At 40.8% G+C, this 25,745-nt stretch carries 23 protein-coding genes and 1 pseudogene; 17 read left to right on the top strand and 7 right to left on the bottom strand.

Annotated features, from left to right (window positions below; translation table 11 throughout):
* Positions 1-23: 23 nt before the first annotated feature.
* Entirely contained in the window at positions 24-1,025 is a 1,002-nt protein-coding gene (argF, locus tag A3EO_RS0101675; RefSeq protein WP_018345717.1) for an ornithine carbamoyltransferase, read from the bottom strand.
* Between the two features lie 27 nt (positions 1,026-1,052).
* Positions 1,053-3,599: a DNA mismatch repair protein MutS gene (gene mutS / locus A3EO_RS0101670; protein WP_407919721.1), complete on the bottom strand. Its 2,547-nt coding sequence runs from the start codon at positions 3,597-3,599 to the stop codon at positions 1,053-1,055.
* Between the two features lie 247 nt (positions 3,600-3,846).
* Here mutS and recA point away from each other — a divergent pair, with 247 nt between their 5' ends.
* The 16 genes and pseudogenes from recA to A3EO_RS0101595 all read left to right on the top strand — a co-directional run bounded on the left by recA (position 3,847) and on the right by A3EO_RS0101595 (position 15,262).
* Positions 3,847-4,914, top strand: a complete 1,068-nt coding sequence (recA, locus tag A3EO_RS0101665; protein WP_013745832.1) for a recombinase RecA — start codon at positions 3,847-3,849, stop codon at positions 4,912-4,914.
* 157 nt (positions 4,915-5,071) lie between these two features.
* The gene (gene recX / locus A3EO_RS0101660) at positions 5,072-5,515 is read left to right on the top strand and encodes a recombination regulator RecX (protein WP_018345715.1); all 444 of its coding nucleotides are present in this window, start codon (positions 5,072-5,074) and stop codon (positions 5,513-5,515) included.
* Positions 5,516-5,598: 83 nt separating this feature from the next.
* A complete protein-coding gene (djlA, locus tag A3EO_RS0101655; RefSeq protein WP_013745830.1) occupies positions 5,599-6,471 on the top strand; it encodes a co-chaperone DjlA in 873 nt (290 codons plus the stop codon).
* Between the two features lie 6 nt (positions 6,472-6,477).
* Positions 6,478-7,422 (top strand): tRNA dihydrouridine(16) synthase DusC, encoded by a 945-nt coding sequence (gene dusC / locus A3EO_RS0101650; protein ID WP_018345714.1) that lies wholly within the window; start codon positions 6,478-6,480, stop codon positions 7,420-7,422.
* Entirely contained in the window at positions 7,412-8,089 is a 678-nt protein-coding gene (gene yjjG, locus A3EO_RS0101645; RefSeq protein WP_018345713.1) for a pyrimidine 5'-nucleotidase, read from the top strand. The genes dusC and yjjG overlap by 11 nt, the downstream gene beginning before the upstream one ends.
* An 81-nt stretch (positions 8,090-8,170) precedes the next feature.
* Positions 8,171-8,512: pseudogene (locus A3EO_RS13875) on the top strand (ACT domain-containing protein); the annotation flags it as partial.
* A gap of 342 nt (positions 8,513-8,854) precedes the next feature.
* On the top strand, positions 8,855-9,748 hold the full coding sequence (locus A3EO_RS13600; protein ID WP_407919720.1) for a sigma 54-interacting transcriptional regulator: 894 nt from the start codon (positions 8,855-8,857) through the stop codon (positions 9,746-9,748).
* 140 nt (positions 9,749-9,888) lie between these two features.
* On the top strand, positions 9,889-10,527 hold the full coding sequence (sspA, locus tag A3EO_RS0101635; protein ID WP_013745826.1) for a stringent starvation protein SspA: 639 nt from the start codon (positions 9,889-9,891) through the stop codon (positions 10,525-10,527).
* A 9-nt stretch (positions 10,528-10,536) separates the two neighbouring features.
* Positions 10,537-10,998, top strand: a complete 462-nt coding sequence (locus A3EO_RS0101630; RefSeq protein ID WP_018345711.1) for a ClpXP protease specificity-enhancing factor — start codon at positions 10,537-10,539, stop codon at positions 10,996-10,998.
* A 144-nt stretch (positions 10,999-11,142) separates the two neighbouring features.
* Entirely contained in the window at positions 11,143-11,676 is a 534-nt protein-coding gene (locus tag A3EO_RS0101625) for a pilus assembly FimT family protein (RefSeq protein ID WP_018345710.1), read from the top strand.
* Positions 11,660-12,388 carry a PulJ/GspJ family protein gene (locus tag A3EO_RS0101620; RefSeq protein ID WP_231113204.1) on the top strand — a complete coding sequence of 243 codons (729 nt, stop codon included), beginning with the start codon at positions 11,660-11,662 and terminating at the stop codon, positions 12,386-12,388. Before A3EO_RS0101625 ends, A3EO_RS0101620 begins: the two co-directional genes overlap by 17 nt.
* On the top strand, positions 12,372-13,025 hold the full coding sequence (locus A3EO_RS0101615; protein WP_018345708.1) for a DUF2572 family protein: 654 nt from the start codon (positions 12,372-12,374) through the stop codon (positions 13,023-13,025). Before A3EO_RS0101620 ends, A3EO_RS0101615 begins: the two co-directional genes overlap by 17 nt.
* Positions 13,006-13,302, top strand: coding sequence for a DUF5374 domain-containing protein (locus A3EO_RS0101610; RefSeq protein WP_018345707.1), 297 nt, complete (start codon positions 13,006-13,008; stop codon positions 13,300-13,302). The genes A3EO_RS0101615 and A3EO_RS0101610 overlap by 20 nt, the downstream gene beginning before the upstream one ends.
* 59 nt (positions 13,303-13,361) lie before the next feature.
* Entirely contained in the window at positions 13,362-13,688 is a 327-nt protein-coding gene (gene glpE, locus A3EO_RS0101605) for a thiosulfate sulfurtransferase GlpE (RefSeq protein ID WP_018345706.1), read from the top strand.
* Between the two features lie 150 nt (positions 13,689-13,838).
* On the top strand, positions 13,839-14,360 hold the full coding sequence (locus A3EO_RS0101600; RefSeq protein ID WP_018345705.1) for an NADPH-dependent FMN reductase: 522 nt from the start codon (positions 13,839-13,841) through the stop codon (positions 14,358-14,360).
* Positions 14,357-15,262 carry a pirin family protein gene (locus tag A3EO_RS0101595; RefSeq protein ID WP_013745818.1) on the top strand — a complete coding sequence of 302 codons (906 nt, stop codon included), beginning with the start codon at positions 14,357-14,359 and terminating at the stop codon, positions 15,260-15,262. The genes A3EO_RS0101600 and A3EO_RS0101595 overlap by 4 nt, the downstream gene beginning before the upstream one ends.
* An 83-nt stretch (positions 15,263-15,345) precedes the next feature.
* Here A3EO_RS0101595 and ppx read toward each other — a convergent pair whose 3' ends face one another.
* The 5 genes from ppx to envC all read right to left on the bottom strand — a co-directional run bounded on the left by ppx (position 15,346) and on the right by envC (position 24,782).
* Positions 15,346-16,830, bottom strand: coding sequence for an exopolyphosphatase (gene ppx, locus A3EO_RS0101590; protein WP_018345704.1), 1,485 nt, complete (start codon positions 16,828-16,830; stop codon positions 15,346-15,348).
* Positions 16,831-16,842: 12 nt separating this feature from the next.
* Positions 16,843-20,817, bottom strand: coding sequence for an autotransporter assembly complex protein TamB (gene tamB / locus A3EO_RS0101585; RefSeq protein ID WP_018345703.1), 3,975 nt, complete (start codon positions 20,815-20,817; stop codon positions 16,843-16,845).
* The gene (tamA, locus tag A3EO_RS0101580; RefSeq protein WP_018345702.1) at positions 20,814-22,553 is read right to left on the bottom strand and encodes an autotransporter assembly complex protein TamA; all 1,740 of its coding nucleotides are present in this window, start codon (positions 22,551-22,553) and stop codon (positions 20,814-20,816) included. The genes tamB and tamA overlap by 4 nt, the downstream gene beginning before the upstream one ends.
* A 168-nt stretch (positions 22,554-22,721) precedes the next feature.
* On the bottom strand, positions 22,722-23,543 hold the full coding sequence (locus A3EO_RS0101575; protein ID WP_018345701.1) for a divergent polysaccharide deacetylase family protein: 822 nt from the start codon (positions 23,541-23,543) through the stop codon (positions 22,722-22,724).
* Between the two features lie 15 nt (positions 23,544-23,558).
* Positions 23,559-24,782, bottom strand: a complete 1,224-nt coding sequence (gene envC / locus A3EO_RS0101570) for a murein hydrolase activator EnvC (RefSeq protein ID WP_018345700.1) — start codon at positions 24,780-24,782, stop codon at positions 23,559-23,561.
* Positions 24,783-24,950: 168 nt separating this feature from the next.
* Between envC and A3EO_RS0101565 the strand changes: the two genes are divergently transcribed.
* On the top strand, positions 24,951-25,634 hold the full coding sequence (locus A3EO_RS0101565; RefSeq protein ID WP_013745812.1) for a 2,3-diphosphoglycerate-dependent phosphoglycerate mutase: 684 nt from the start codon (positions 24,951-24,953) through the stop codon (positions 25,632-25,634).
* Positions 25,635-25,745 lie beyond the last annotated feature (111 nt).

The following is a 25,745-nucleotide window of genomic DNA, read 5'->3' as shown; positions in this document are numbered from 1 at the left end:
TTCTCCATATTTACCGATATGATTTAAGCTAAAGTTGCTACCATTACCGCTTTGATGGTGTGCATTCTGTTTTCTGCTTCATCAAAGACAATTGATGCTTCGGACTCAAAGACTTCATCCGTTACTTCTAACCCATTCATTCCATATTTTTCTGCCATTTTCTTGCCGATAACGGTATTTTTATCGTGGAATGACGGCAAGCAATGCATAAATTTCACATTAGGATTGCCAGTAAGCGCCATTAATTTGGCATTAACCTGATATGGCTTCATTAGCTCAATGCGTTCTGCCCACGCACTTTCCGGTTCGCCCATCGAAACCCAAATATCGGTGTAGATAAAATCAACATCTTTTACGCCGGCTTCAACATCTTCAGTACAGGTAATTTTTGCTCCTGTCTGTTTAGCCATTTCAGCTACTTCATCAAGCAGCTTCTGTTCCGGAAAGAACTGCTTCGGACCGACTAAACGTAAATCCAATCCCATTAACGCTGCACCTTCCACAAAGGAGTTTCCCATATTATTGCGGGCATCACCGAGATAGGCGAGTTTCATTTGATCAAGGCGTTTACCTTTGCCGTGTTCCAACATCGTTAAGAAATCTGCCAAAATTTGTGTTGGGTGGAATTCATCGGTTAAGCCGTTCCAAACCGGCACGCCGGAATAATTTGCCAATGTTTCGACCAATTCTTGACCATAACCACGATATTGAATGGCATCATACATTCTGCCCAACACGCGCGCGGTGTCTTTCATACTCTCTTTATGTCCGATTTGTGAACCGCTTGGACCGATATAAGAAACATTGGCACCTTGATCAAACGCACTTACTTCAAATGCGGAACGGGTGCGGGTTGAGGTCTTCTCAAACACCAATGCGATATTTTTACCTTTTAAGCGCGGCTGTTCGGTGCCGGCATATTTTGCTTTTTTTAGTTCGGCGGCTAAATCAAGCAAAAACTGGATCTCTTGTGGTGTGAAATCCATTAAGCGTAAAAAATGACGTTGACGTAAATTGATTGGCATAACGTTTCCCTCTGTTGTGTTAAATGGTTAAGATTGTTGTAATTTTTTAAGCTGATATAACATTGCCAGTGCCTGTTTCGGCGTTAAATCGTCCGGATCAATCTGTGCTAATTGTTGCAAAATCGCTTCGCTGTTTGCATCAAATTCCGGTTCCGGATTGAAATCCAGCTCGGTTTGGTAATCATTAATTTGGCTGTTCTGCAACGAAAGTTTTTGTAACTGTTTTAATTTCTGTTTCGCCAGTTGGATCACCGGTCTTGGCACGCCGGCAAGTTGTGCCACCGCAATACCGTAGCTTTTGTTGGCTGCGCCTTCCTGCACCGAATGCATAAATGCAATCGTATCATTATGCTCTTTAGCGTCAAGGTGAATATTGAGGCAACCCGGCAACTGTTGCGGTAAAGAGGTCAATTCAAAATAGTGGGTGGCGAACAGCGTTAAGGATTTGAGCTGCGTTGCCAACCATTCCGCACACGCCCAAGCAAGGGAAAGACCGTCATAAGTGGAAGTGCCGCGCCCAATTTCATCAATTAACACCAAACTTTGTGGCGAGGCTTGATGAAGAATATTCGCCATTTCGCTCATTTCCACCATAAAAGTGGAGCGACCGGAGGCTAAATCATCAGAGGCACCGATACGAGTAAAAATACGATCTATCGGGCCAATAACGGCCTGTTGTGCCGGCACAAAACTGCCGATATACGCCATTAAGGTGATCAATGCGGTTTGGCGCATATAGGTACTTTTACCGCCCATATTCGGCCCGGTAATAATCAACAGATGACGTTTTTGATTGAGATCGAGCGGATTGGCAATAAATGGGTCTTGCAAAACGGTTTCCACCACCGGATGTCGCCCTGCTTCAATGCTGATTAATGTTTGTTCACTAAAGGTCGGAGCAACATAATTCAACGTTTCCGCACGCTCCGCTAAATTTGCCAATACATCCAATTCGGCTAAGGTCAGACTGGTGGTTTGCAATGCGGAAAGATGCGGCAATAACAAATCGAAAAGCTCATCGTAAAGCTGTTTTTCCAATGCCAACGCAGCACCTTTTGCTTTTAAGACTTTATCTTCGTAATCTTTTAATTCCGGAATAATAAAACGTTCCGCATTTTTTAAGGTTTGGCGGCGAATATAGTGCGTTGGTGCACGTTCTGCCTGACCTCGGCTGATTTGAATATAATAACCGTGAACGGCGTTATAACCGATTTTGAGGGTATCAATGCCGGTTTGTTGCCGTTCTCTTATTTCTAAATTTTCCAGATATTGCGTTGCACCGGTCGCCAACTCACGCCACTCATCCAACTCTTGATGATAACCGGGGGCAATCACACCGCCATCACGAATTAATAATGGCGGTGTTTCAATGATTGCTCGTGTTAACAAGGCAAATAATTCACTAAAATCCTGCAACTTCGACAACAGCATATCAAACTGCTGATGTTGATTATGTTGTTGTAAAAGCTGGATAATTTGCGGTAATTGCCCTAATGCCTGACGTAAACGGGTTAAATCACGCGGACGCGCAGAACGCAAGGCGATACGCGCTAAAATGCGTTCCATATCGCCGATCTGTTGCAACAGCGGTTTAAAATCAGAATAGCGTTCCTGTTGAATCAGATTTTTAACCGCATTTTGACGGTTTAATAATGTTTGTTTGTGGCGCAACGGCTGATGAATCCAGCGTTTAAGCAAGCGGCTGCCCATTGGCGTGCTGCAATAATCAAGTACAGAAGCCAATGTGTTTTCTGTACCGCCTGCAAGGTTTTGCGTTAATTCCAAGTTACGGCGGGAAGCGACATCAATCACAATAAAGTCACGCTCTTGAGAAAGTGAAATCGCATTAATATGCGGCAATGCGGTGCGTTGAGTTTCTTTCGCATATTGCAATAAACAACCAGCAGCGCATAAGGCAACAATCGCTTTATCCACGCCAAAACCTTTAAGATCCTGAGTGCCGAATTGTTTAGTCAATAATTTGATTGCGGTAACCAGTTCAAATTCCCAAGTTGGACGGCGACGTAATCCCTTGTAAGGTTCAAGCAGTCTGATATAAGCAAAATCTTCCGGATAGAGAATTTCAACCGGCATAATGCGTTGCAACTCGGTGGTGAGGGCAGCTTCGTCCGCAAGTTCACTAATTTGAAAGCGACCGGAACTCATATCAAGCGTGGCTAAACCAAAAATTTTCTTTTCGTAGTAAACACAGGCAATAAGGTTATCTTGTCTTTCCGGCAACAATGCCTCATCACTGATTGTTCCCGGTGTGACAATGCGGACAATTTTGCGTTCAACCGGCCCTTTACTGGTTGCCGGATCACCAATCTGTTCACAAATCGCAACCGACTCGCCTAATTGCACCAGTTTTGCTAAATAGCCTTCTACAGCGTGATAAGGTACACCCGCCATTGGGATTGGATCGCCATCGGTTTTGCCGCGTTTGGTTAATGAAATATCTAAAAGTTGTGATGCTCGTTTGGCATCATCAAAAAACAGTTCATAAAAGTCACCCATACGATAAAACAGCAAAATATCGGGATGTTCCGCTTTAATTTTTAAATATTGCTGCATCATCGGGGTAAAAGAAGAAAGATTGCTCTCTAAAGTCATAATTATTATCCTTTTTGCCGGATGAATAGTATAAAAGATGATGAAACAAAGCGAAAGTTACAAACAGTCAGCGCTATAATATGTGTAAAATTTGGAAGCAAGTTCACAGTTTTAATTATTGGTAACATAAAATGCTTGATACTGTATAACTATACAGTATAATAAGCGGAAAATTTCCTCGTAGTTTATGAATAAAAGGGCAATGAATATGACAACAAACAATGAAGATAAAGAAAGAGCATTGGCAGCAGCATTAGGGCAAATTGAAAAACAATTCGGTAAAGGTTCAATTATGCGCCTTGGTGATACACAAACATTGGATGTGGAAGCGGTTTCTACCGGTTCATTGGCATTAGATGTGGCGTTAGGTATTGGTGGTTTGCCAATGGGGCGCATCGTTGAGATTTTTGGGCCTGAATCTTCCGGTAAAACCACATTAACTTTATCTGTGATTGCGCAAGCACAAAAAGAGGGTAAAACCTGTGCCTTTATTGATGCGGAACACGCATTGGATCCTATTTATGCCTCTAAATTAGGGGTTGATGTACAATCACTTTTAGTTTCGCAACCGGATAACGGCGAACAGGCGTTGGAAATTTGTGATGCTTTAGTACGTTCCGGAGCGGTGGATGTCATTATTATTGACTCTGTAGCAGCATTAACACCGAAAGCGGAAATTGAAGGTGATATGGGTGATTCCCATATGGGGTTACAGGCACGTTTAATGTCTCAGGCATTGCGTAAACTTACCGGTCATATCAAAACTGCAAACTGTTTAGTGGTGTTTATTAACCAAATTCGTATGAAAATTGGGGTTATGTTTGGTAATCCAGAAACAACAACCGGTGGTAATGCCTTAAAATTCTATGCTTCAGTGCGTTTGGATATTCGCCGCACAGGCTCAATTACTGATGGCGATGAAGTAATTGGTAACGAAACCAGAGTTAAAGTGGTGAAAAATAAAGTTGCCGCGCCATTTAGACAAGCAGAATTCCAAATTCTTTACGGAGAAGGTATTTCGAAAAACGGTGAATTAATCGAATTGGGCGTGAAACATAAATTGCTTAATAAATCAGGTGCTTGGTATTCCTACAATGATGAAAAGATTGGTCAAGGTCGTACCAATGCAATGAAGTGGCTTGCCGAACATCCGGAGGTGGCTGCCGAGTTGGAACGTAAATTACGTGAAGAGTTGCTTTCCAATCCGGAGCAGTTATTAGTTGCGGATGATACAGAAAAACAACCGGAAGATGACGCATTAAATTTCGGTGAATAATACCCTCAATATCCCTGCCTAAAATCAAAAGTTTGATCGGCAGGGATTTTTTCAATTATAGATAACATCTGAACAGCTCGGTTATTTTAACTATTTATTTTATTGTCTGTTCATTATGATTATGTTCTCTATTCAATAAATTAACAGCGATTGAATTATGGAAAATCTTGCCCTTAATTATGTATTGAAATTGTTGGCAATTCGAGATTACAGCGAGTATGAATTACGTTGTAAGATGCAAGCAAAAGCCTTTTCGGAACAGGAAATAGAACAAACTATTGCAAAATGTCAGGAGAAAAATTGGCAAAATGACTTCCGCTTCTGTGAGTATTTCTTACTTTCAAGAGTGCACAAAGGTTATGGCTTACAACGCATTAAACAGGAGTTACAACAAAAAGGCATTCAAAATGAAGTGATGCAACACGCATTGGAACAAGCCGATATTGATTGGTATGCGTTAGCACAGCAGACGTTAGCAAAAAAATTTCCTGATTACGCCATAGTTTCCGATTTTAAAACCAAGCAAAAAATGTGGCGTTTTTTATTATCACGCGGTTTTTCTCAAGAAGAAATTTCAGAAGCGTTCAAAGCGCAGGATTAGCGTTGAAATCCATTCGCGACTTCCCTATTTGTGCGGTAGAATAGACCGATTTTTTAACCTAGATAGAAGGGAAAAGATAAGAGATGAATTTTATCGGTAAGTTAATCGGGATCATTGTCGGTTTTAAATTCGGCGGCTTTTTTGGCGCAATTTTCGGCGCTATTTTAGGGCATTTAGCCGATAAAAAATTATATGAGTTGGGCAGCGTACGTTCCTCTTTATTCGGGCGTTCCGTTTCACGTCAATCTCTATTTATGCAGACCACTTTTGCGGTGATGGGACATTTGAGCAAGTCTAAAGGTCGGGTTACGGCAGAAGACATTCAATTAGCCAATATGTTTATGGATCGTATGCAGCTTGATGAAGCGCATCGACAATTAGCAAAAGCGGCATTTACACGAGGAAAAGAGGCTGATTTCCCTATTCGTCAAGCCATCAGAGAGTTTAGAGCCGGATGTGGACAGCGTACAGACCTGTTGCGTATGTTTTTGGAAATTCAGATTCAAACGGCGCTGGCAGATCAAGAATTGCACCCGAATGAAAAAGAAGTTTTGTTCATTGTTGCCGAAGAGTTGGGCTATTCAAGAATGCAATTTGAGCAGATGCTGGCGATGATTTATGCGGCACGTCAATTTTCTCAAGGCGGTTTTTATCGTCAATACCAACAACAAAATGGTGATTATCAATATCAACAATCCTACGGCGGATACCAAAATGCGGCACAAAGTTCTTCCGGGCCGACACTAGAGGATGCTTATCGTGTGTTAGGCGTATCAGCAGAAGATGATCGTGCTACAGTGAAAAGAGCTTATCGTAAATTAATGAATGAACATCATCCGGATAAATTGATTGCGAAAGGATTGCCGGAACAGATGATGGAGATGGCAAAAGAGAAAGCCCAACAAATTCAAGCTGCCTATGATTTGATCTGTAAGGTCAAAGGTTGGAAGAAATAAAATAGAATGCGTTTAATTTTAGCACCGATGCAAGGGGTGCTGGATCCGTTTATGCGTCAGCTTTTAACCTCTTGCAATAATTATGATCTTTGTGTTTCCGAATTTGTGCGGGTTGTTGACCAGTTATTACCGAAGAAGGTTTTTTATCGGCTTTGTCCTGAATTATATCAGCAGGGTTACACTGATAGCGGCACACCGGTAAGAGTTCAGTTGTTAGGACAACATCCGCAATGGTTGGCTGAAAATGCTAACTTGGCGCTTGAGTTGGGGTCGCACGGTATCGATCTTAATTGCGGTTGCCCTTCAAAAACCGTTAACGGCAGTTGTGGCGGAGCAAGTTTGTTAAAGCAGCCGGAGCTGATTTATCAAGCAACCAAAGCCATTCGCCAAGCAGTAAGTTCCGAAAAAACCGTCAGTGTGAAAGTACGTTTAGGTTGGGATGATAAACAAAAAGCACTGGAAATTGCGGACGCTGTACAGCAGGGCGGTGCCGATGAGATTGCGATTCACGGTAGAACCAAAATGGATGGTTATCGGGCTGATAAAATTGATTGGCAGAAAATTGGCGAAGTGCGACAAAAATTATCGATTCCGGTCATTGCCAATGGTGAAATTTTTAATGCGCAGCAGGCGCAGGAATGCCTTGCCGTTACCGGTTGTGAGGATTTAATGGTGGCTCGCGGCGCATTGCAAATTCCTAATTTGAGCTATGTGATTAAAGACAATAGCGAGGTAATGTCGTGGCGGAACATTTTGATGTTATTGCAATATTACAGCCGTGTTGATAACCAATGGGATAGCGGCTGGTATCATTTGGCTCGCATTAAGCAGTGGCTTAGGTTTTTATTGAACCATTTTATTGAAGCGGAACAACTGTTTGCAAAATTGAAATATTGTCAAAACAATGTGGAGTTGCAAACTTTATTGGATAAGGAATGTAATGAAATATAACTGGATTCTTTTTGATGCGGATGAAACATTATTCTCTTTTGATTCGTTTTCAGGGTTAAAACAACTTTTCACTCACTATAATGTTGATTTTACACAAGAAGATTTTATTGAATATCAACAACTTAATAAACCGCTTTGGGTGGCTTATCAAGATGGAAAAATAGATGCGAAAACCTTACAGGAGCAACGTTTCAGTGAGTGGGGTAAACGCTTGTCGGTGAAACCGGCGGAATTAAATCACGGCTTTTTAGTGACAATGGCGGAAGTTTGTCGTCCGCTGGAAGGCGTGGTGGAGTTATTACAGCAGTTACAACATCGTGCTAAATTAGCCATTATTACCAACGGCTTTACCGCAATGCAGCAATTACGTTTGCAGAAAACGGGGTTAAGCGATTATTTTGAATTTGTGGTGGTTTCTGAAGAGATCGGCGTTTCTAAGCCACATCCTGATTTTTTCCATCACGCTTTGCAGTTGGCAAAACCTCGACATAGTGAGGAGGTGTTAGTTGTGGGCGATACATTGGAATCGGATATTCTTGGCGGTAATAATGCTGGCTTGGATACCTGTTGGTTGCATTATGGTAGAGATAACCAAACTGCGATATCGCCGACTTATCAAATAGAAACGATTGCCGAATTGTTACCGTTAGTGGAAAAAAAATCGTAAACTTTTCTTTACGCTGTCTTTATTTCTATACGAACTATCGGGTATTATAGCCGTCAGTATACGAATATGAGGAGATAAAAGATGCGTTTTGCGATAACCTGCATTGATAGAATCGGGGTGGCGAAAGAAGTCCTGGATTTATTGGCTAAAGAGCAAATTAATTTAGAAGGCATTGAGTTAAAAAAGATTGATCAGAACGGAATTATTTATCTGAAATTTGAAAAAATTGCCAATTTTCAAATTGATTATCTTAGCGATAAATTACGCCGAATTGATGGGGTAAAGGCAGTAACAAAATTGGATTATTTGCCTTACGAGCGTAAAACTATAGAACTCAATGCATTGTTTGAAGCTCTGCCTCACCCGATCTTATCCATTGATTTTTCAGGGAAAATTGAGTTTGCCAATCAGCACGCCACCCAATTATTGTTACCCTATCTACAAGAAAAAAAGCCGAAGATCAGCTCATTACAAGATCAATTTCTGCTTGATGCAATTCCGGCATTACAACAATCAAGTTGGTATCAAACATTTTTAAAACAGTCAAAACAATATTCCGCACCGTTAGCGATTTCTCATCATATTCAGCTGGATGACCAACATTGGCGTTTTGATTTATTGCCGTTAACCTTGGCAGAAAATGAACAACAATTTATCGGCAGCGTGGTGACGTTACAATCTTTTGATATGTTGCGTATTGATGTCCAGCAATTCAATATTTATCACAGCAATACTTTTGATGAGGTGGTGGCAAAAAGTAAAAGAATGGCAGAAATGGTTTCGATGGCAAAAAAATTCGCTTTTTCTGACGCACCATTATTGATTCAAGGTGAAACCGGAACAGGCAAGGAATTTATTGCAAAGGCGTGTCATCACTTGGGAAATCGGCGAGATCAACAATTTATTGCGGTAAATTGTGCCGGCTTGCCGCCGGAAGATGCCGAAGCCGAAATGTTCGGTTATAACGCTAATGGGCATAAAACCATTGGCTTTTTTGAGTATGCGAATCACGGTACGGTGTTGTTGGATAATATTGCCGAACTTTCTTTGCCGATGCAGGCTAAATTGTTGCGCTTTTTGAATGATGGTTCTTTTCGCCGAGTGGGCGAGGAGCAGGAACATTATGTTAATGTGCGTGTTATTTGTACTACACAAGAACCTTTATCCGCTTATGTTGAGCAAGGAAAATTACGGGAAGATCTTTATCACCGTTTAAATGTACTGACGTTAAATATTCCACCGCTACGAGAGCGGCAAGAGGATATTCCTCTTTTGGTACAGCAATTTGTGAAACAGATTTCCGCCCGTTTAGGCATTCCTCAGCCATACTATGATAATGATTTTATTACATTTTTACAGAAACATGTTTGGTCAGGGAATGTGCGTGAATTGTATAATGCCTTATATCGTGCCTGTTCATTGGCGGAGAATGGAAAATTGACGATTAGCGGATTGCATTTGCAACAGCAATGGTGTTCTCAATTTAATCTTGAACAGTTGCAGGGAGCAACTTTGGAAGAGATGCTGGGACATTTTGAAGCGGCAATTTTGCAAAAATTTTATGCCGAATATCCAAGTACCAGAAAATTGGCGCAACATTTAGGTATCTCACATACTGCGGTTGCCAATAAACTAAGACAGTATGGGATTACAAAATAAATCTTTATATATTAAATAGTTACATCCAATTTTTTTAAATTTATAACAGTATGACGACAAAATGTGCTATAATTACCGGTCAAATTTTTACATTATTATCCGGGTAACTGGCTTATACCCACTTTTTAGCGGAGGAATAAATGACGATAGCAGCCAATAGACGTTCGATTATGACACTTTTTGCCGACAAAAACGATATTTACTGTCACCAAGTGAAAATTGTGTTGGCTGAAAAAGGCGTCGCCTATGAAACTGAAAATATCGAGCCGGGAGAAATTTCAGAAGATTTATTGGAACTTAATCCAACCGGAAGTTTACCGACCTTAGTGGATAGAGATTTAGTTTTATTTAATTCTAGAATTATTATGGAATATCTGGATGAACGTTTCCCTCATCCGCCTTTGATGCCGGTGTATCCGGTTGCAAGAGCCGAGTGTCGTTTGCTAATGCAGCGTATTGAAAATGACTGGTATCCTGTTTTTGCGAAGGCGGTGGATGAAAACAATCCGGACTCAATCGCTGCTCGTAAGCAGCTACGTGAAGAATTATTAGCGGTTGCGCCGATTTTTACTCAATATGAATATTTTATGAGCAATGAATTCAGTTTGGTGGATTGCTATTTAGCACCGTTATTATGGCGCATTCAGTTATTGGGCATTGAGTTCAGTGGTGCCGGCAGCAAAGCCATTAAAAATTATATGAATAAAGTGTTCTCACGTGATAGCTTTGCTAAATCATTGGGCAACAGCAGCGCGTTAAATATTATGGATGACAAATAAGGATAAATAATGACAGTATTAGCACCGAAACGTCCTTATCTGCTCAGAGCCTATTTTGATTGGCTAGTTGATAATGATCTTACGCCTTATCTAGTGGTGAATGCGGATTATCCACACGTTGATGTGCCGGTTGAATATGTGAGAGATGGGCAGATTGTGCTGAATTTATCGCCAAATGCGGTAGGTAATCTTTCACTTGGTAATGAGGAAATTCGTTTTAGTGCCAGATTTAATGGCGTTATCCGGCATATTGTGATTCCATTGGGGGCAGCGTTAGCGATTTATGCGCGTGAAAATGGCGACGGTGTGATGTTTGAAGATGAAGAAGTATATGAAATCGCTGAAATCAATGATGATCAGCCGATTGGTTTTGCCGATATTGTAGACACGCCACCTGACGAAAATAAAGAGAAGTCTAAAGAACAAAGCCAAGCGCAGAAAAAAACTTCTCATCTTAGAATTCTAGATTAATCCTCCATTGTGCCGCACCTGATGCGGCACTTTTTTTATTTTAATTTTCTTTTTTTCGATCCTGATCGCAAAAACAAGCACTCTTTTTCTCATTGTTATTAGAAACGATTAATCTCATTCAAAAAAGTGTTTTGGATTTTTGTAATGTCTAAATATCAACCGGGATTTACTTTGATTGAATTGTTAGTCGTGATCTTTATTCTCTCTTTGTCGTTGTTATGGGTTGCACCTGATTGGCGTAATATTCAGCAACAATTTCTGCTTTATGTCGAGCAGAATCGATTGCAGCACTATTTAGCTTTAGTACAACAACGTATCAACCATTCTTTAGAGAGCTGGCAGTTAATCGCCAATAAATCAGTGAATAATTGGTGTTTAATCGCACAACCAAAAAGTGCGGCAATTTGTAATTGTCTGTATTTACAAGGCTGCGAGAAACACCAGGAAAGAATGGTCTATATGCCGCATTCACCGCAAAGTATCACTTTTATCGCGAAAGATTATTATCCAAAAGCGTTGACGACCTTTAAACCGGAACGTAACACAATGAAAAATAAGTGTTTTCTATTGCAAGCAGGTCAGCAAAGAGCATTTTTCAAATATAGCGGACTCGGTGAGGTAAGAATCAATGAAAACATATCAGAAAGTGCCTGTTTGAAATATGAAGATGAAAATTAAGCATAGGACTTATTTTGTCGGGGCAACGTTGCCCGAAATGTTAATTGTATTGATGATCTCGATGTTAATTGTATCCATATTGGTTTCATTGTTGATGATGGTTTATCAATATCGCCAGCAACAACAACAGCAGTTACAGTTGCAAAATCAAGTACATAAAGCGTTACAGCTGATGAGTAAAGATTTGCGCCGTGCCGGCTATCACGCAGCAAAACGGGAAAATAATTTGGCATTGTTTCAGATAGAGGGTAAGAGTATTCAGTTAAATCAGGAAAAATCCGGTTATTTTCAATGTGTTATGTTTTTTTATGATCTGAATATGGATGGTTGTATCGGGAGTCAGCGGCGCAATCAAGCCTGTATTGAAAATGAACGCAACAGCAGTTCCAGATTGGACGAAGAGCTGTTCGGTTATCGTTACGGTAATAACAATATTGAAATGTTGTTTATGGATAAAAACAGTTTTGTTGAACAATGCAGAGCTGATGAGTGTCAACGACATCTCAATAATTCGAATTGTACTGCTAAACGTTGGTATAAATTGCTGCCGGAAAGTTATGTAGTGGAAACGTTGAAATTTAATTGGTTAGCAGAGAAAAAAGGGATTCAGATAACGTTAAAAGTGCATCTAAATGAGCAAAAACAGATCGCTTATCAAGCCACCGCATTAGTGCCATTACTCAATGAGGTACAAAATGCAGCATTACCATAATGGTTATCTCAATTTATTAACCTTGTTGTTTATTAACGCTCTTGTGCTGTTACTGCTGTTGGTGACGGAGGATGATTTATCGCTTTATCGTCAAAATCTATCAGTAAGACAAGATTATGCCTTGCAGCAAGCACAGTTATATCAACAATATCAACAGCAATATGCTGCATTTTGTCAATCTAATCATACAGATAGATTAAATTATACTGAACGTTTAAGCGCAGAAGAATACTCTTATGGTAGCGGCATAAGTCATTTTATTGATTGTGAACGGCAACAGATTTTTGTGCAGGAACCGAAAAAAAGCTTAAATTCGCCGTTAAAAGAATACTTTAATATCGATTATCCGCTGTCTGCACCATCGATAGAAAACGCTTCAGCGACTGAGCCGCAAATATGGAAGGTAGAACAGAATGAAATTACGTTAGATCAGGATTTTTATGGTGTGATTGTTGCGCTCAATGACTTACAAATTTCAGGGCAAGGTACGATTTTTGGTGCAATTATTTATGAACGAGGATTGCGTTATAGCGAAAATATCAAAATAGTCTTTGATGTAGAGATCATTCAGAATTTATCAAAACGATATTCAAGTTGGAAAATGAGGGGCGGTTGGCGTGATTTTGGCGCAACATAATCTGAAAGGCAGTGCGATTATCAATGTCTTGGTGACGCTGATGTTTTTGTCACTGTTATTACTGTCGACACAGCATTGGATTAAGCGGCAACAGCAGCAAACAGCAATTTTGTGGCAGGCGACACAAGCTTTGCAAATTGCTGAAAATCAATGGAATTTAAGAGTCATCGGTGAAAATTGTGAAAAAAACGTACAACAAAACGGCATTGTTTTTAATATTCAATGTAGCGGCAATCAGGTAGTGGTGCATTATCCGCTGGGAAAAATTGTGTTGTAACATTGTTAATAATCGAGTGAAACTCTGTATAATATCGGCTCATTTTTATGGGAGGATTTATGGCAGACACTTTTAAAGAAATTGATGCACAAACCGCGTGGCAGCTGGTTCAGGATCGACAGGCATTTCTGGTCGATGTGCGCGATATACAGCGATTTGCTTATAGCCATCCGCAAGCTGCCTTTCACTTAACCAATCAAAGTTATGGTGAATTTTGCCAGCGCTGCGATTTTGAAGATCCGATCGTCGTCATTTGCTATCACGGCAACAGCAGCCGTAATGTGGCACAATTTTTAGTCAAGCAAGGTTTTGATGAGGTTTACAGTGTTCGTGGCGGCTTCGATGCTTGGTGCAAAGCGGAGTTACCAATAGAGTCGGGCTTGTGAATCTAAAGATCATATTTAAAAGTATGTGAAATTGAACATAATAATGAACAACTTGATTCTGAAAGAAACTAAACTGTATTCTGTATCATCTAATATCGGGGTGTGAACGCACCCTGTTTTTTTATTTCAATCATTTATTGGAGAAATCTTATGAGCGTGGTTGCATTAATTGTTGGAAGTTTAAGTAAACAGTCATTAAATCGGCATATTGCCGAGCAAATTTTAAAATGTGCGCCGGAAAATGTTCAAATTGAAGAGATTGATATTAGTAATTTGCCCTTGTATAGTCAGGATTTAGATGAAATAGACATTCCATCCTATAATCGTATCAGAGAACAGATAAAGTGTGCCGATGCTATTCTAATTGCGTCTCCAGAACATAATCGAACCATTCCTGCCGCATTAAAAAATGTGATTGATATTGCCACTCGACCTTACGGACAAAATGTTTGGTTAAATAAGAAAGTCGCTATTGTTACCGCTTCTCCGGGTGTCTACGGCGGCATTAATGCCGGATTGGATTTAAGAAAAGTGCTAACCTTTGTTGGAGCTGAAGTATTAGCTCAACCCGAAGTTTATTTGAGTAAAGCGAGTTTCGATCTGGATGAGCGCACAACCAACTTCTTAAAACAGTTTGCACAACGTTTCTTTCAATGGGTAGAAAATAAATGAGTGTTGATAAATTTTTAGCGAAAACCAAAGATGTGGGCGGCATTCCTGTCGCCCGTCTTTTGCCTCAAAATAAGCATAGAACCGTAGGAGCGTGGTGTTTTCTGGATCACGCCGGTCCGGCAACATTTAGCCAAGAAAATAAAGGAATGCAAGTCGGTTTGCATCCGCATACCAATTTACAAACTTTCACGTGGATGTTGGAGGGGGAAGTTTGGCATCAGGATAGCCTAGGTAATCGTCAATTAATTCGTCCGAAACAGGTCAATTTGATGACTGCCGGCACCGGTAACCAGCGTGGCATCAGTCATACCGAACAGACACCAGCCGGTGTCAAAAATCTGCACGCGGTACAGTTATGGATTGCTTTGCCGATGAATCAAGAGATCGAGCCTAATTTTGAGCATTATCCGCAGTTGCCGGAATGGTCGGATCAGGGCATTGATTACATTTTGACAACCGGTAGTTATCAAGGTCGTCAAGCACCGACCAGTCAATTTAGTCCGTTAGTGGGCGTAGATATGCGTTTTCAACAGGCGCAAGCCTTTGAAATTGAGCGTCAGGATAAATTTGAATATGCGATTTTGGTGATAAACGGCACGATTAAAATTAACGGTGAACGCTATGCCAAAGATGAAATTGCGATTTTATCCGATTGTGCAGCGGCGCAAGAAGAATTAACACTGTGGGCGGAACAGGGAACGCATATTATGTTGTTGGGCGGTGAGCCGTTGCCGCACCCGACCGTGATTTGGTGGAATTTTGTTGCCGACAAGGTAGAAGATTTGGAACAAGCAGTTAATGATTGGAATAATCAGCATCCACGATTTGGTACGATTGATTTGCAAGGGACGGAATTATCTCGTTTGACTGCACCGGCAATTCCGGCAAGATTAAAAAGATAATTCAGTGTGATGTTTAACTGTTTTATGACACAGATGAATTGAAATGCATAAGGGTACAGATCAGTGAAAAGTACCCTTATATTTTATTGATAATTAAAAATGATCCCCAAAGAGGCGAGGAATTTTTGTTCTTGTTGAAGATCGCTATTTAGCAGTGGATTATGCTCAAGATAATGCTTAGGAAAAGTTAATTGCCACTGTTGAGCGTTTTTGTTTTGCAAGCCGATTTCCGCCGGTTCCGTTGCTTGACGTGCTTTATTAAAAATAACGGTCAAGCGTAACAATAAAATCAGTGCTAGCACATCGTCATTGTTGTAACGATAGCAGTCAGGAATATCCGCAATGCGGAAAGTGCCGGTATGAAAACGCACCAAAATCGCCAACAAACGTTGTTGTTCATTATCAAAACCGGGCAATTCGGTGTTTTGTAAAATATAGGCTGAATGCTTTTGCACGTAACGATGATTTATGACGATCCCCACTTCGTGAGTTAATGCGCCATAGTATAAAATTTGTTGCATTTCATCGCTGTATTGTGGTTCTTTCCATAATTTAAACTGTTTTGCCAACATTTGTGCAGTTTTTGAAACCCGCTGTGCTTGTTGCCGATCCAGATTAAATTGTTGGTTGAGGCTGTTTACCGTACGTTCGCGGATATTACTGACACGGAATTTATCTTCAAAATTGTACATCACGCCTTCACGCACTGCGCCATCGGAATAACGCATACTTTTAATTTGAAACGTTTCAAATAGGGTGACTAAAATTGCCAACCCCGGCACAAAAACATCAATGCGATTGTGGTGCAGACCCGGCAAATGCAGCTGTGTAAAATGAGTAACTTTAAGGGTGCGATCAATCAGATCGTTAAGACGTTCAAGCGTAATCAGCCCATCTTTAAAATGCAGCGCCAACAGCACTTCACTGACGGTTTTGATTGTGCCGGATGAGCCGAGAGCTGAGTCCCAGCCGAGTTGGCGATATTCCCAAGCGAGATCCTCAATTTTTTCTAACGCGCACTGTTTTGCCTGTTGAAAACGCTGTTTGCTGATAACACCGTCTTTAAAAAAACGTTTAGCAAAGCTGACGCAACCCATATGACGACTTTCGGCAATCAATGGAGTGAAATCATCACCAATCACCATTTCTGTCGAACCGCCACCAATATCAATCACCAGTTTTCGCCCTTTTTCAGGTTGTGTATGTGACACGCCGGCATAAATTAATTTCGCCTCTTGTTGACCGGAAATAATATTGATTTTATAAGGGAAAACCCGAGCCGCCTGTTGCAGGAACTGATCACTGTTTAATGCTCGACGTAAAGTATAGGTGCCGATAACTTGCACATTTTCCGCCGGAAATCCTTGTAAACGTTCAGAGAAAAGTGCTAAACAAGCAATGCCACGATCCATTGCCTGTTGACTGAGAATTTGATTTTGATCGAGCCCTTCGGCTAATTGCACTTTCTGCTTAAGACGAGAAAGTATCTGGATGGAACCATTCACAATACGGGCAACAATCATATGGAAACTGTTTGATCCAAGATCGACGACAGCAATTTCTTTCATAGTAACTATCCTTTAACGTTCAAATTGATATAAGAGATCAACAGCTTGAGATGTCCCTGATACGGATTGTAAATATAATTTCGGTAATAAGCGATAGCGAAGTGTTAATTCAGCTAATGGTTCAAATAATCCTACCCCATATTTTACCTGCAAACGCGGTGTTAAATAACCGCTCACCACCACTTGTGATTGGTCGCCAAGCCCTTGAGTTTCCAAGTTTAAATTACGGATACCGAATGTTTCTCCAATTTGCCCGACCGCTTTACCTGTTTTCGAGAGGCTCATACTGATGAGTGCCGCACCGAGCGAAGCACCTGAGTTGCCGCCGTCAGAAGAGAGCGATCTTCCGGTGAGTAAATAGGACAGCGCATTATCCTGTGACATTGATGGTTCGGAGAATACTTGAATGGTAGGCGATTCTGCTAAACCAGTAACACGAATGCCTGCAGTAATATTACTATTTTCCATTGCGGTTGGGTTACGAATTGCCTCAATATTTAAAGTTGGTTGTGATGGTAATCCAGAGAAGATAATTTCACCTTTACGCACGAGCAAATCTTGTCCATAAGAGGCAAAACGCCCGTTCAATAACTTAATTTGTCCATAAAGACCGAGCTGGTTATCTTGTTGACGTAAATTGAGCACACCGCTCAAACGGCTTTTTAAGCCGTAAGCTTTGATTAAAACGCGTTCTCCTAAACTGATATTAATATTAGTGGATAAAAATGCATTTGTTTTTTGATTGAAACTATTTAAACGCTGATCCGCAGAAAGTTTAGGTTTCTGTTCTAAAATCACTTCATCGCTGCTAACTGTAATCGCACTTTCCGGTAATTGTTCAATGTCAATATTAGCTCGAGGTATATCGATTTTGCCTTCAATATTCAAGTGTTGTGGTTGCGCGTGCAGATGAATATCGGGAACTACGGTCAATTTTGCGATTTCTGGAATATTGAGTGACAGTCCGTCGGATTTCGCACTTAAATTAGCTTGCCAGTGATCTAACATTTGCCAACTGCTATCGCCTTTTAAGTGCAATGTACCCTCTTGAGTGATGATTTCACCCTTCATTGTGGAGCGGTTGCCGTTAAAGTTCAGATTGGCAAAACCATCCTTAATATTAAACGGCAATGCCGGCATTGAACTGGTTAATTGCGTCAATGCCAGTCTGCCGTGTAATTGTGGTGAGTAAGCCGTTCCTGCCAGACTCAAATCCGCATTAATTCTGCCGTCAAGCTGATCGCCGGAATTTAACAACTGCTTAATCAGTGCTAATTGTAAGGCTTTGAATTGCACCTTCCCGCCCAATTTTTTGCTGTCCAACAGATCGGTTAAGGTGAGTTCGGTACTGATTTCGCCGTTATTACGAATTTTTATATCGCTGTTCAGTTTCAAATTGTTATCTTTGATCGTGCTTTTCAGCAATATTCTGTCCAAATTCAATGCAAAACGGCGATAATCCAGTTTTTGCACTAATGACAATCTATTACTGTCTAAATTCAGTTTGGCATCAAATGGTTTATCCTGATACCAATTTACCTCACCATCAAGATTGAAACGAGAATTCAGCTGCGTATTGTCGCCAAGAAATGGTTTTAGGAAGCGTAAATCCGCCTGTTGCAATTTAAACGGAAGATGACCGTTCACTCCAGCGGTAAAGGTTTGCGGAAAACAGAGCGGTAAACTGCTGTTATTCCAACAATGTGCGGAAATGGTTGCCTGCTGTTTTTGATTGAGGTAATCGACATTAATGGTTTTATCGGCATTGAATTGTCCGATGAGTGTGTCGATTTTGCCGTTTTTAAGATTGACTTGCCAGCGTTCGGCATTGCGATCAAAACTACCTTGTAAATCAACATTTAACGCAGCCGGTTTGCCTTGAGAACGCAAATTGAGCTGATGATTTTTTTCATCACCTTTAGCATTGAGTTGTAATTGCGTCAGTTGCACGGCATCTCCCAACTTAAATTGCGCCAGTTTTAACGCAAGATTGCCGCGAATATTTTGTTGATCGCTTTGGATTTTACCTTTGATATCAGCATTTTGTAGTAAAAGCGTATCAAAGTTGAGCTTCGCAATATCAAGGTTGAGATCCAGTTCCGGCTGCTGAATATCACCGCTGATCCGGATCTCACCTTGTGCGGCAAGATCTAAACTTCGATAAAGTCCGCTAAAATCAGGTGCATTAAGCGTTAAATCAAATTGTGAATCTTGCGCCAATTTGCCTTTTAAAAGGAGATGATTTTGCCCATAATCGAATTGAAATCCTTTACTAAGAAGCGGAATTTGATTGCTGAGGGCAAGATCGCCTTGAATGTTAATTGGGCGATTATTGGCACTGCCGGTGAGATTGATAACCGGAATATCCACTTGCCAGCCTTGAGCATCGACTTTGCCGGAAGAAGCCAACTCGCCGGAGAGGGTTGCCAACCAATCTACACTGTGAAAATAGCGGTAAACATTAAGGTTTTTTAATTGCAGCCGGCTATCCCAAATGACCTCATTTTGCCAAGAGGTGTAACCTTGTAAATCAACACTGCCGCCTAAACCGGACAGATGTGCGGATTGGATACGAAAATCACCAATCGAACCCTCACCGTTCAATTCCAGATCAACCGTTGGCGAATGCATTCCCTCAACGTTGCCTTGTAGATTCGCCTGATAGTGCAACAGATCACCGACAACATTCAATTTCGTTTTCACTAAACGGATCTGATCCGTTGCCGGATTTTCGCTTTTACTTAAGAACAGCGGATATTTTGCCTGTTGAATCACTAAATCCAAGCTAAACGGTGTTTTTGCTGCGGTTAATTCAAGCTGTGATGATAGCGAGGCATCCGCCACACCGCTAATAGTGGCGTTAATGTTGGTTTTAGCGTACAGTTCACCGTCGGCAGTGACGGTTAAATGGCTGTTTGGAAATGTGTGTTGTTCACCTTTTTCATCGCGGATTTTTTGTTGATGAAATTCTCCTTTCAGCGTGAATTGAAGCGGATAATGATCGCGCCATTGTAGCTGCCCCTGACCATCAAGATCGGCAATAGTGCTGCGTAAATAGAGTTTAGCTAAATTGAATTGTTGATCATCGCTGTTTGCCTTCAACATCAATTCACTGAGTTTCTGCTCCGATAACGGTTTTCCTTTGGCATTTTGTTGGCGATAAAGCCAATTTTTGGCGGAAATGATATCGATTTCAACACTAAAAGGCAGTTTTAGTGTTTGCTTTTTATCCAATAATGGCTGATTTAAAGCCTGTTTTAATGCTTGCCAGTCCATTGGTTTTTCAACTTCTTTTTCTTGCGTTGGCTTATCTGTAACATCAAGTTGTTCCAATTTTTGCAAAAGCTGATTTTCCACAGTTTCGATAACGTTTAAACCATTGATTTGTGTCGGTAACAGATGAAAATGGTTACTGCGGTTTGCTTGCAAGCCGGTAGAAAAATGATCGAGTGTGATCAAGCGATTGTCGATTTTAAGTGCAAGTTGATTGATCTCAATTTGTGGCAGATTTAAGCCAATCGGCATTGCAAAACCACTATTGGATTGATTGTCATCCGGTTCGCTCGGCGGTAGCAATGCCGTATCAATCGTAATTTGTGGCTGTTGCAGGCTGAACTGATTGATGCAAACAGTCATCCGCCATAAACATTGTGCTGTCAGCTGTAACTGCGTTTTTGGCAGGGTAATCGCAATGCCGTCAGCGTGATAAGTGAGGTTGGATAATGTTAATCCTTGCTGCAAATTCCCTTTTACTTCCGCAATTTGTAGCGGTTCCATTTGCTGATCGAGCAGTGCGAGCAGTTTGTGCTGCAAGGTTTCACTGTTTAGCAACGAGACAATCGTGGTAAACAGTAAAATCACAATCACACACAGGCTGATTGCAGACCATTTAATCAATTTAACGAACGGTTTTTTCTTTATCGCAGTTGAAGCAGTTTGTTCGTTATTGTTAGCTTCTGTTTCGGAATGTTTCGAATTATCTGTCACAACTCTGCTCCTATGCCAATATAAAATTGGATATTTTTACTGTCGTCTTTATCATTAATCGGGGTCGCAATATCAAATTTGACTGCACCGATAGGCGAGTTCCAGCGTACACCGATGCCGGCACCTTTGCGTAAATCATTGAAAGCAAAACGATCGGAAGCAAAACCGGTGTCATAAAAAATAGCCCCCCACCATTTTGGTTTAACCTGATACTGATATTCGATGCTGGCGGTAAAAAGTCGATTTGCCCCCGTTAATTCACCATTTTTGTCTTTCGGTGAGATTTTATGGTAACCATAACCGCGGATACTTCTATCGCCACCGGCAAAGAAACGCAGTGCCGGCGGAATTTTGTCGAATTGATTGGTTGAAAGATAGCCAATTTCTGCGCGTGTTAAAAAGCGATGATTTTCGGCATAAGTTCGAATCCAAGAGGTGGAGGCAATAGCTGAATAAAAATCGACATCGGAACCGACAGCTTTATTTCCCCAGTTAAGCGTGATTTTCTGTGAATCGCCCCAATAAGGGAACAATCCACCACGAACACGAGTACGGTTAAAGCCGGCAGTTGGATAAATTAATAAAGTGCGATTGGAAACATTTGCTTGGGTAAAGTTATCATAACGTGCTCTTACACCAAACGAGTTTTGCCAACCGGTTTCTCGGTTCCAATAACGCAGAATAGCTAGGGTTAAGCCGGAGGTGTCAGTGTCGTTTTTCTTTTCCTCTTCATAACCGGTTGAAATTTCATAATAATAGTTAAGCGGTTGTTTTAGCAGAGGAATTTTATAAGTTGCCTCAATTGTTTTTTTCGGGTCGGAGATATAAAAATTGGAAGAAAAACTTTGCCCCCGACTGTTAATCCACGGTTTATTCCAGCCGAATTGTAAACGCGGCCCCACATCTGTGCCGTAACCGATCCCGATCTCATAACTATTTTTTAGACGAGGCTGAACTAAAACATCAAGATCGACTTTTTTGCTCTGTTTATCAATGTTAGGTTGAACCAAAACGGATTTAAACCAGTTGCTGGCGGAGAGATCGGTACTTAATTCAGAAAGATCATTGATTAAATAGGGATCGCCGCTTTGAATGGCAAGAATATTACGCAGATAATCTTCTCGAATTTGTGAGCCTTGGAAACGAATGTTACCGTAGCGATAACGTTTACCGCTGTCGAAAGCCAGCTGCCAATAAGCTTCGTGAGCAGAAGGTAGAATGGCTAAACGATGCGTTAAAAATTGATAATCAAAAAAGCCTTTTGCAAGCGCCACTTTTTCTAATTCCGCTTTGTAATCATCATAAACACCTTGATTGAGGACAGTGCCTAATTTAGGCACTTGTTTTTGTAACGCAAGGAAATTCTCATCCTTTTCTGCATCACCCAATAGTTGCACTTGAATTTCAGCAATTTTAACCGGTTCATCTAATGCAACGCTGGCAATCAGAAGATCCTGTTTCGCATTAGGTTGAGGCACAAATTGATAATCAATTTTGCTGTTAAAATAACCAACAGCACGTAATGCTTCATCAATGGTTTTACTGGCCAAATAATAATAACGATCCGAATTTTCTACCGGAATCGTTTTCAGTGAGGAGAGATGTACCATCACATTATTGTAGGCGGCTTTATTTTTGATCCCTTCCACTTTTAAGGTTATCGGTTTATCGGCAAAAGCGGATAGTGCGGCAAATAAAATTGTAAGAGAGAAAGTTATTTTTTGCCATTTCATCATCACCGAACCTCTGGATTATTGTTAACTATCGAAAGTAATCGCTTAATATTAAGGGCTATCTCTATTTTAGATAGCATTAACCCAACAAATAAGGATTATAAAATTACGACTTAAAATAGCGTAAACGGTAACAATATATGACTGAATTTTCAAGGATTAAGCCTAAATTTACTGCGGAATTCCACGCAAGTTTTCTTGAAAATGAAATGGCGGTTGTGAAGTCGGCGCCGGAAGATCACTAAACCAGAAATTAAACGGTTGTAGTAATTGAGGCACTTGTTGCCAAAGCCGGCTGATTTTCACTAATTCAATATCAGCCGGCAGCTGAGATAATTGCTGTTGCAGCACGGCAATGGTATTTTTTCGTGGGTGCCCGATAACAATAGCGGTTTGATGTTTTCTGGCATATTGAATAGCTTGCTGGAATTGCTGCCGGATATTGGCATATTCATTATTATCATCAAGGAAAATATTGCGCTCTAATGCACTGACACCATACTGTTTGGCAATTTTACCGGCAACACTGCTACCTATGGTTTTACTGTCGAGAAATGATAGCCCTCTTTGCGCTAACTGTTGCATTAGAATATGCATTAAACCACTGTCGGAAGTGGCGGCACTGCCCATATGATTATTCATCCCAATGGCGTTTGGAACAATATTTTGTGCTAAATCAATACGATGTGAAACTTGAGCCGGTGTGAGTCCAAGTACTAGCCCATTGGCTTCCAATTTTATATTGCTTTTAGGTTGCATCGGCATATGGATTAACGCATCACGACCTTGCTGGTGAGCCTGTTTGGCACGTTGTTGCGCATAAGGTGCGGAAGGAATAATGGCGACATTAACGGCTAAAGGCAGTGCAAAAATGGCATTATCTTCGTGTGCACGATAACCGATGTCATCGATCACAATCGCCAATTGAGCCGCATTGAGCGACAAGCTCAACAGCATTAATAACGCCAACAGATATTTTATGCCAAATTTCACTGTGAACTCCCGGATTTACCTTAACCAACGCGATGGATTGACCGGTTCGCCTTGACGGCGAATTTCAAAGTAGAGCGCAGCACGACCGTCTTCGTTTTGTCCGACTTGTGCAATGGTTTCACCGGCACTGACAACATCACCGTTTCGTACTCTTAATGCACTGTTATAACCGTAGATACTCATATCCCCTCGACCGTGATCTATCACAATCACCAAACCGTAGCCTTGAAGACGATTCGCTAAAATCACCTTACCCGGCGCAATTGCTCGCACATTCGCACCCCGATTGGCTTGAATCACAATACCTTTCCAGCGGATTTCGCCCATTTGGATTGATCCGTAGCGGTTACTTACCTGACCGGAAACCGGCATTATATATTGTCGGCGTGCCGAGCCAAGACCATTTCCTCTTCCCACTAGCTGCTGTTCTTTTTCTGTCGGTTTATAGGTTTGATGTTCCTGTTCCGCTTTTTTCTGTTTTTTCTGCAAAGAGGCGAGTTCCTGTTGCTCACGTTGTTTAGCGGCGCGTTCCGCAGCGGCGATCTCTTGGCGTAGCCGGTTTTCGTTCTCTTTTAATTGCGCCAATTTATTCTGATTGGCGGTTAGGCTTCGATTTAATTTAGCTAATGTGGATTGATGCTCGTTTTTAACTTGCTGTAGTGAACGTTGCTGTTGGCGTTGTTTATTAATTTCTTGTTGTTGCTGTTGTTGCTGTTCTTTAACCAACTGCTGTTGCTGTTTCAGCTGTTCTTGAGTCTGTTTAAGATCTTGAATTAATGCAATTTTCTGCTGATTGACATACTTCATATAGGTGTTCATTCGATCACTGTCGCGCGCTTCTTGCGAGAACATTTTCTCAATTTCGTGCTGTTGTAAGTTTTTACGATAAGCGGAATCAAGCAATCGTGCCAACTGCTGTTTTTGTTCCCGTTCTTGCTGTTGTAAACGGCGAATCTGTTTTTGACTGTTTTGAATATTGCGTTGAATGGTTTTCAGCTCATCTCTGCTTTGTTGCAGTTGATCACTAATCTGTTCAATCTTTTGTTGCTGATGTTTTAGTTGTGATTGTAACTGACTTTTTTCTTGTTGCTGTTTAGCAATTTTTTGTTCCTGTTGTTTTATCTGTTTCTGAATTGCCGCAAGATCATTTACTGCATAGCCGTTATTGCTGCTCGTGAGTAACAACGAACACAAGATTAAGCGGCATAAAACGTGAACAGTAAAACGAATATTGAACATAATTCAAACAATAATGATGATAAAAAATAGAATAATTCTGCGCTATTTTAGAGTTTTTTTTGTTAAAGATCAGCAATTCTGATAAAAGCGAAGCCGTTCTATTTTAAAAGTAATCAAATTTTGTTATAAAGAGCGCAGTTTTTTGATCTAATTTTTAGGAGAATCATTATGCAATTAGTGTTTATTCGTCACGGTTTAAGTGAGTGGAATGCATTGAACCTTTTCACCGGTTGGCGCGATGTTAATTTAAGTGAAAAAGGGGTTGAAGAAGCAAAAGCGGCAGGACGTAAATTAAAAGAAGCCGGTTTTGAATTCGATATCGCATTTACTTCTGTATTAACTCGTGCGATTAAAACCTGTAACCTTGTTTTGGAAGAATCTAACCAATTATGGGTTCCGCAAATCAAAACTTGGCGTTTAAATGAACGTCACTACGGCGGTTTACAAGGCTTAAATAAAAAAGAAGCTGCACAAGAGTTTGGTGATGAACAAGTTCACATTTGGCGTCGTTCTTATGATGTATTGCCGCCTGAATTAGCAAAAGATGATCCAAATTCAGCACATAATGATCGCCGTTATAAACATTTGCCGGCGGATGTCGTGCCTGATTGCGAAAACTTAAAAGTGACTTTGGATCGTGTGTTACCTTTCTGGGAAGATCAAATCGCACCGGCATTATTATCCGGTAAAAAAGTATTGGTTGCGGCACACGGTAACTCACTTCGCGCTTTGGCGAAACACATTGAAGGCATTTCCGATGAAGGCATTATGGATTTAGAAATTCCAACCGGACAGCCTTTAGTGTATGAATTAAGCGATGATTTAAAAGTCATCAAAAAATATTATCTTTAATGCTTAATTAAAAGAAATAGGCACTTTTCTACATTATGTAGAGAAGTGCTTTATTTTTGTTGAGATTTTTCCCGGAAAAATGATGTTTCGATTGTTTAATTCTATTGAGTA

It is taken from the genome of Gallibacterium anatis DSM 16844 = F 149, assembly GCF_000379785.1.
Lineage (GTDB): Bacteria > Pseudomonadota > Gammaproteobacteria > Enterobacterales > Pasteurellaceae > Gallibacterium > Gallibacterium anatis.
This window is presented reverse-complemented; position numbering and strand designations above follow the sequence as displayed.

Excerpts from the sequence above, each read along its gene's own strand:
- argF (WP_018345717.1), bottom strand. The coding sequence starts at position 1,025 with ATGCCAATCAATTTACGTCAACGTCATTTTTTACGCTTAATGGATTTC.
- mutS (WP_407919721.1), bottom strand. The coding sequence starts at position 3,599 with ATGCAGCAATATTTAAAAATTAAAGCGGAACATCCCGATATTTTGCTG.
- recA (WP_013745832.1), top strand. The coding sequence starts at position 3,847 with ATGACAACAAACAATGAAGATAAAGAAAGAGCATTGGCAGCAGCATTA.
- recX (WP_018345715.1), top strand. The coding sequence starts at position 5,072 with ATGGAAAATCTTGCCCTTAATTATGTATTGAAATTGTTGGCAATTCGA.
- djlA (WP_013745830.1), top strand. The coding sequence starts at position 5,599 with ATGAATTTTATCGGTAAGTTAATCGGGATCATTGTCGGTTTTAAATTC.
- dusC (WP_018345714.1), top strand. The coding sequence starts at position 6,478 with ATGCGTTTAATTTTAGCACCGATGCAAGGGGTGCTGGATCCGTTTATG.
- yjjG (WP_018345713.1), top strand. The coding sequence starts at position 7,412 with ATGAAATATAACTGGATTCTTTTTGATGCGGATGAAACATTATTCTCT.
- A3EO_RS13600 (WP_407919720.1), top strand. The coding sequence starts at position 8,855 with ATGGCAGAAATGGTTTCGATGGCAAAAAAATTCGCTTTTTCTGACGCA.
- sspA (WP_013745826.1), top strand. The coding sequence starts at position 9,889 with ATGACGATAGCAGCCAATAGACGTTCGATTATGACACTTTTTGCCGAC.
- A3EO_RS0101630 (WP_018345711.1), top strand. The coding sequence starts at position 10,537 with ATGACAGTATTAGCACCGAAACGTCCTTATCTGCTCAGAGCCTATTTT.
- A3EO_RS0101625 (WP_018345710.1), top strand. The coding sequence starts at position 11,143 with ATGTCTAAATATCAACCGGGATTTACTTTGATTGAATTGTTAGTCGTG.
- A3EO_RS0101620 (WP_231113204.1), top strand. The coding sequence starts at position 11,660 with ATGAAGATGAAAATTAAGCATAGGACTTATTTTGTCGGGGCAACGTTG.
- A3EO_RS0101615 (WP_018345708.1), top strand. The coding sequence starts at position 12,372 with ATGCAGCATTACCATAATGGTTATCTCAATTTATTAACCTTGTTGTTT.
- glpE (WP_018345706.1), top strand. The coding sequence starts at position 13,362 with ATGGCAGACACTTTTAAAGAAATTGATGCACAAACCGCGTGGCAGCTG.
- A3EO_RS0101600 (WP_018345705.1), top strand. The coding sequence starts at position 13,839 with ATGAGCGTGGTTGCATTAATTGTTGGAAGTTTAAGTAAACAGTCATTA.
- A3EO_RS0101595 (WP_013745818.1), top strand. The coding sequence starts at position 14,357 with ATGAGTGTTGATAAATTTTTAGCGAAAACCAAAGATGTGGGCGGCATT.
- ppx (WP_018345704.1), bottom strand. The coding sequence starts at position 16,830 with ATGAAAGAAATTGCTGTCGTCGATCTTGGATCAAACAGTTTCCATATG.
- tamA (WP_018345702.1), bottom strand. The coding sequence starts at position 22,553 with ATGATGAAATGGCAAAAAATAACTTTCTCTCTTACAATTTTATTTGCC.
- envC (WP_018345700.1), bottom strand. The coding sequence starts at position 24,782 with ATGTTCAATATTCGTTTTACTGTTCACGTTTTATGCCGCTTAATCTTG.
- A3EO_RS0101565 (WP_013745812.1), top strand. The coding sequence starts at position 24,951 with ATGCAATTAGTGTTTATTCGTCACGGTTTAAGTGAGTGGAATGCATTG.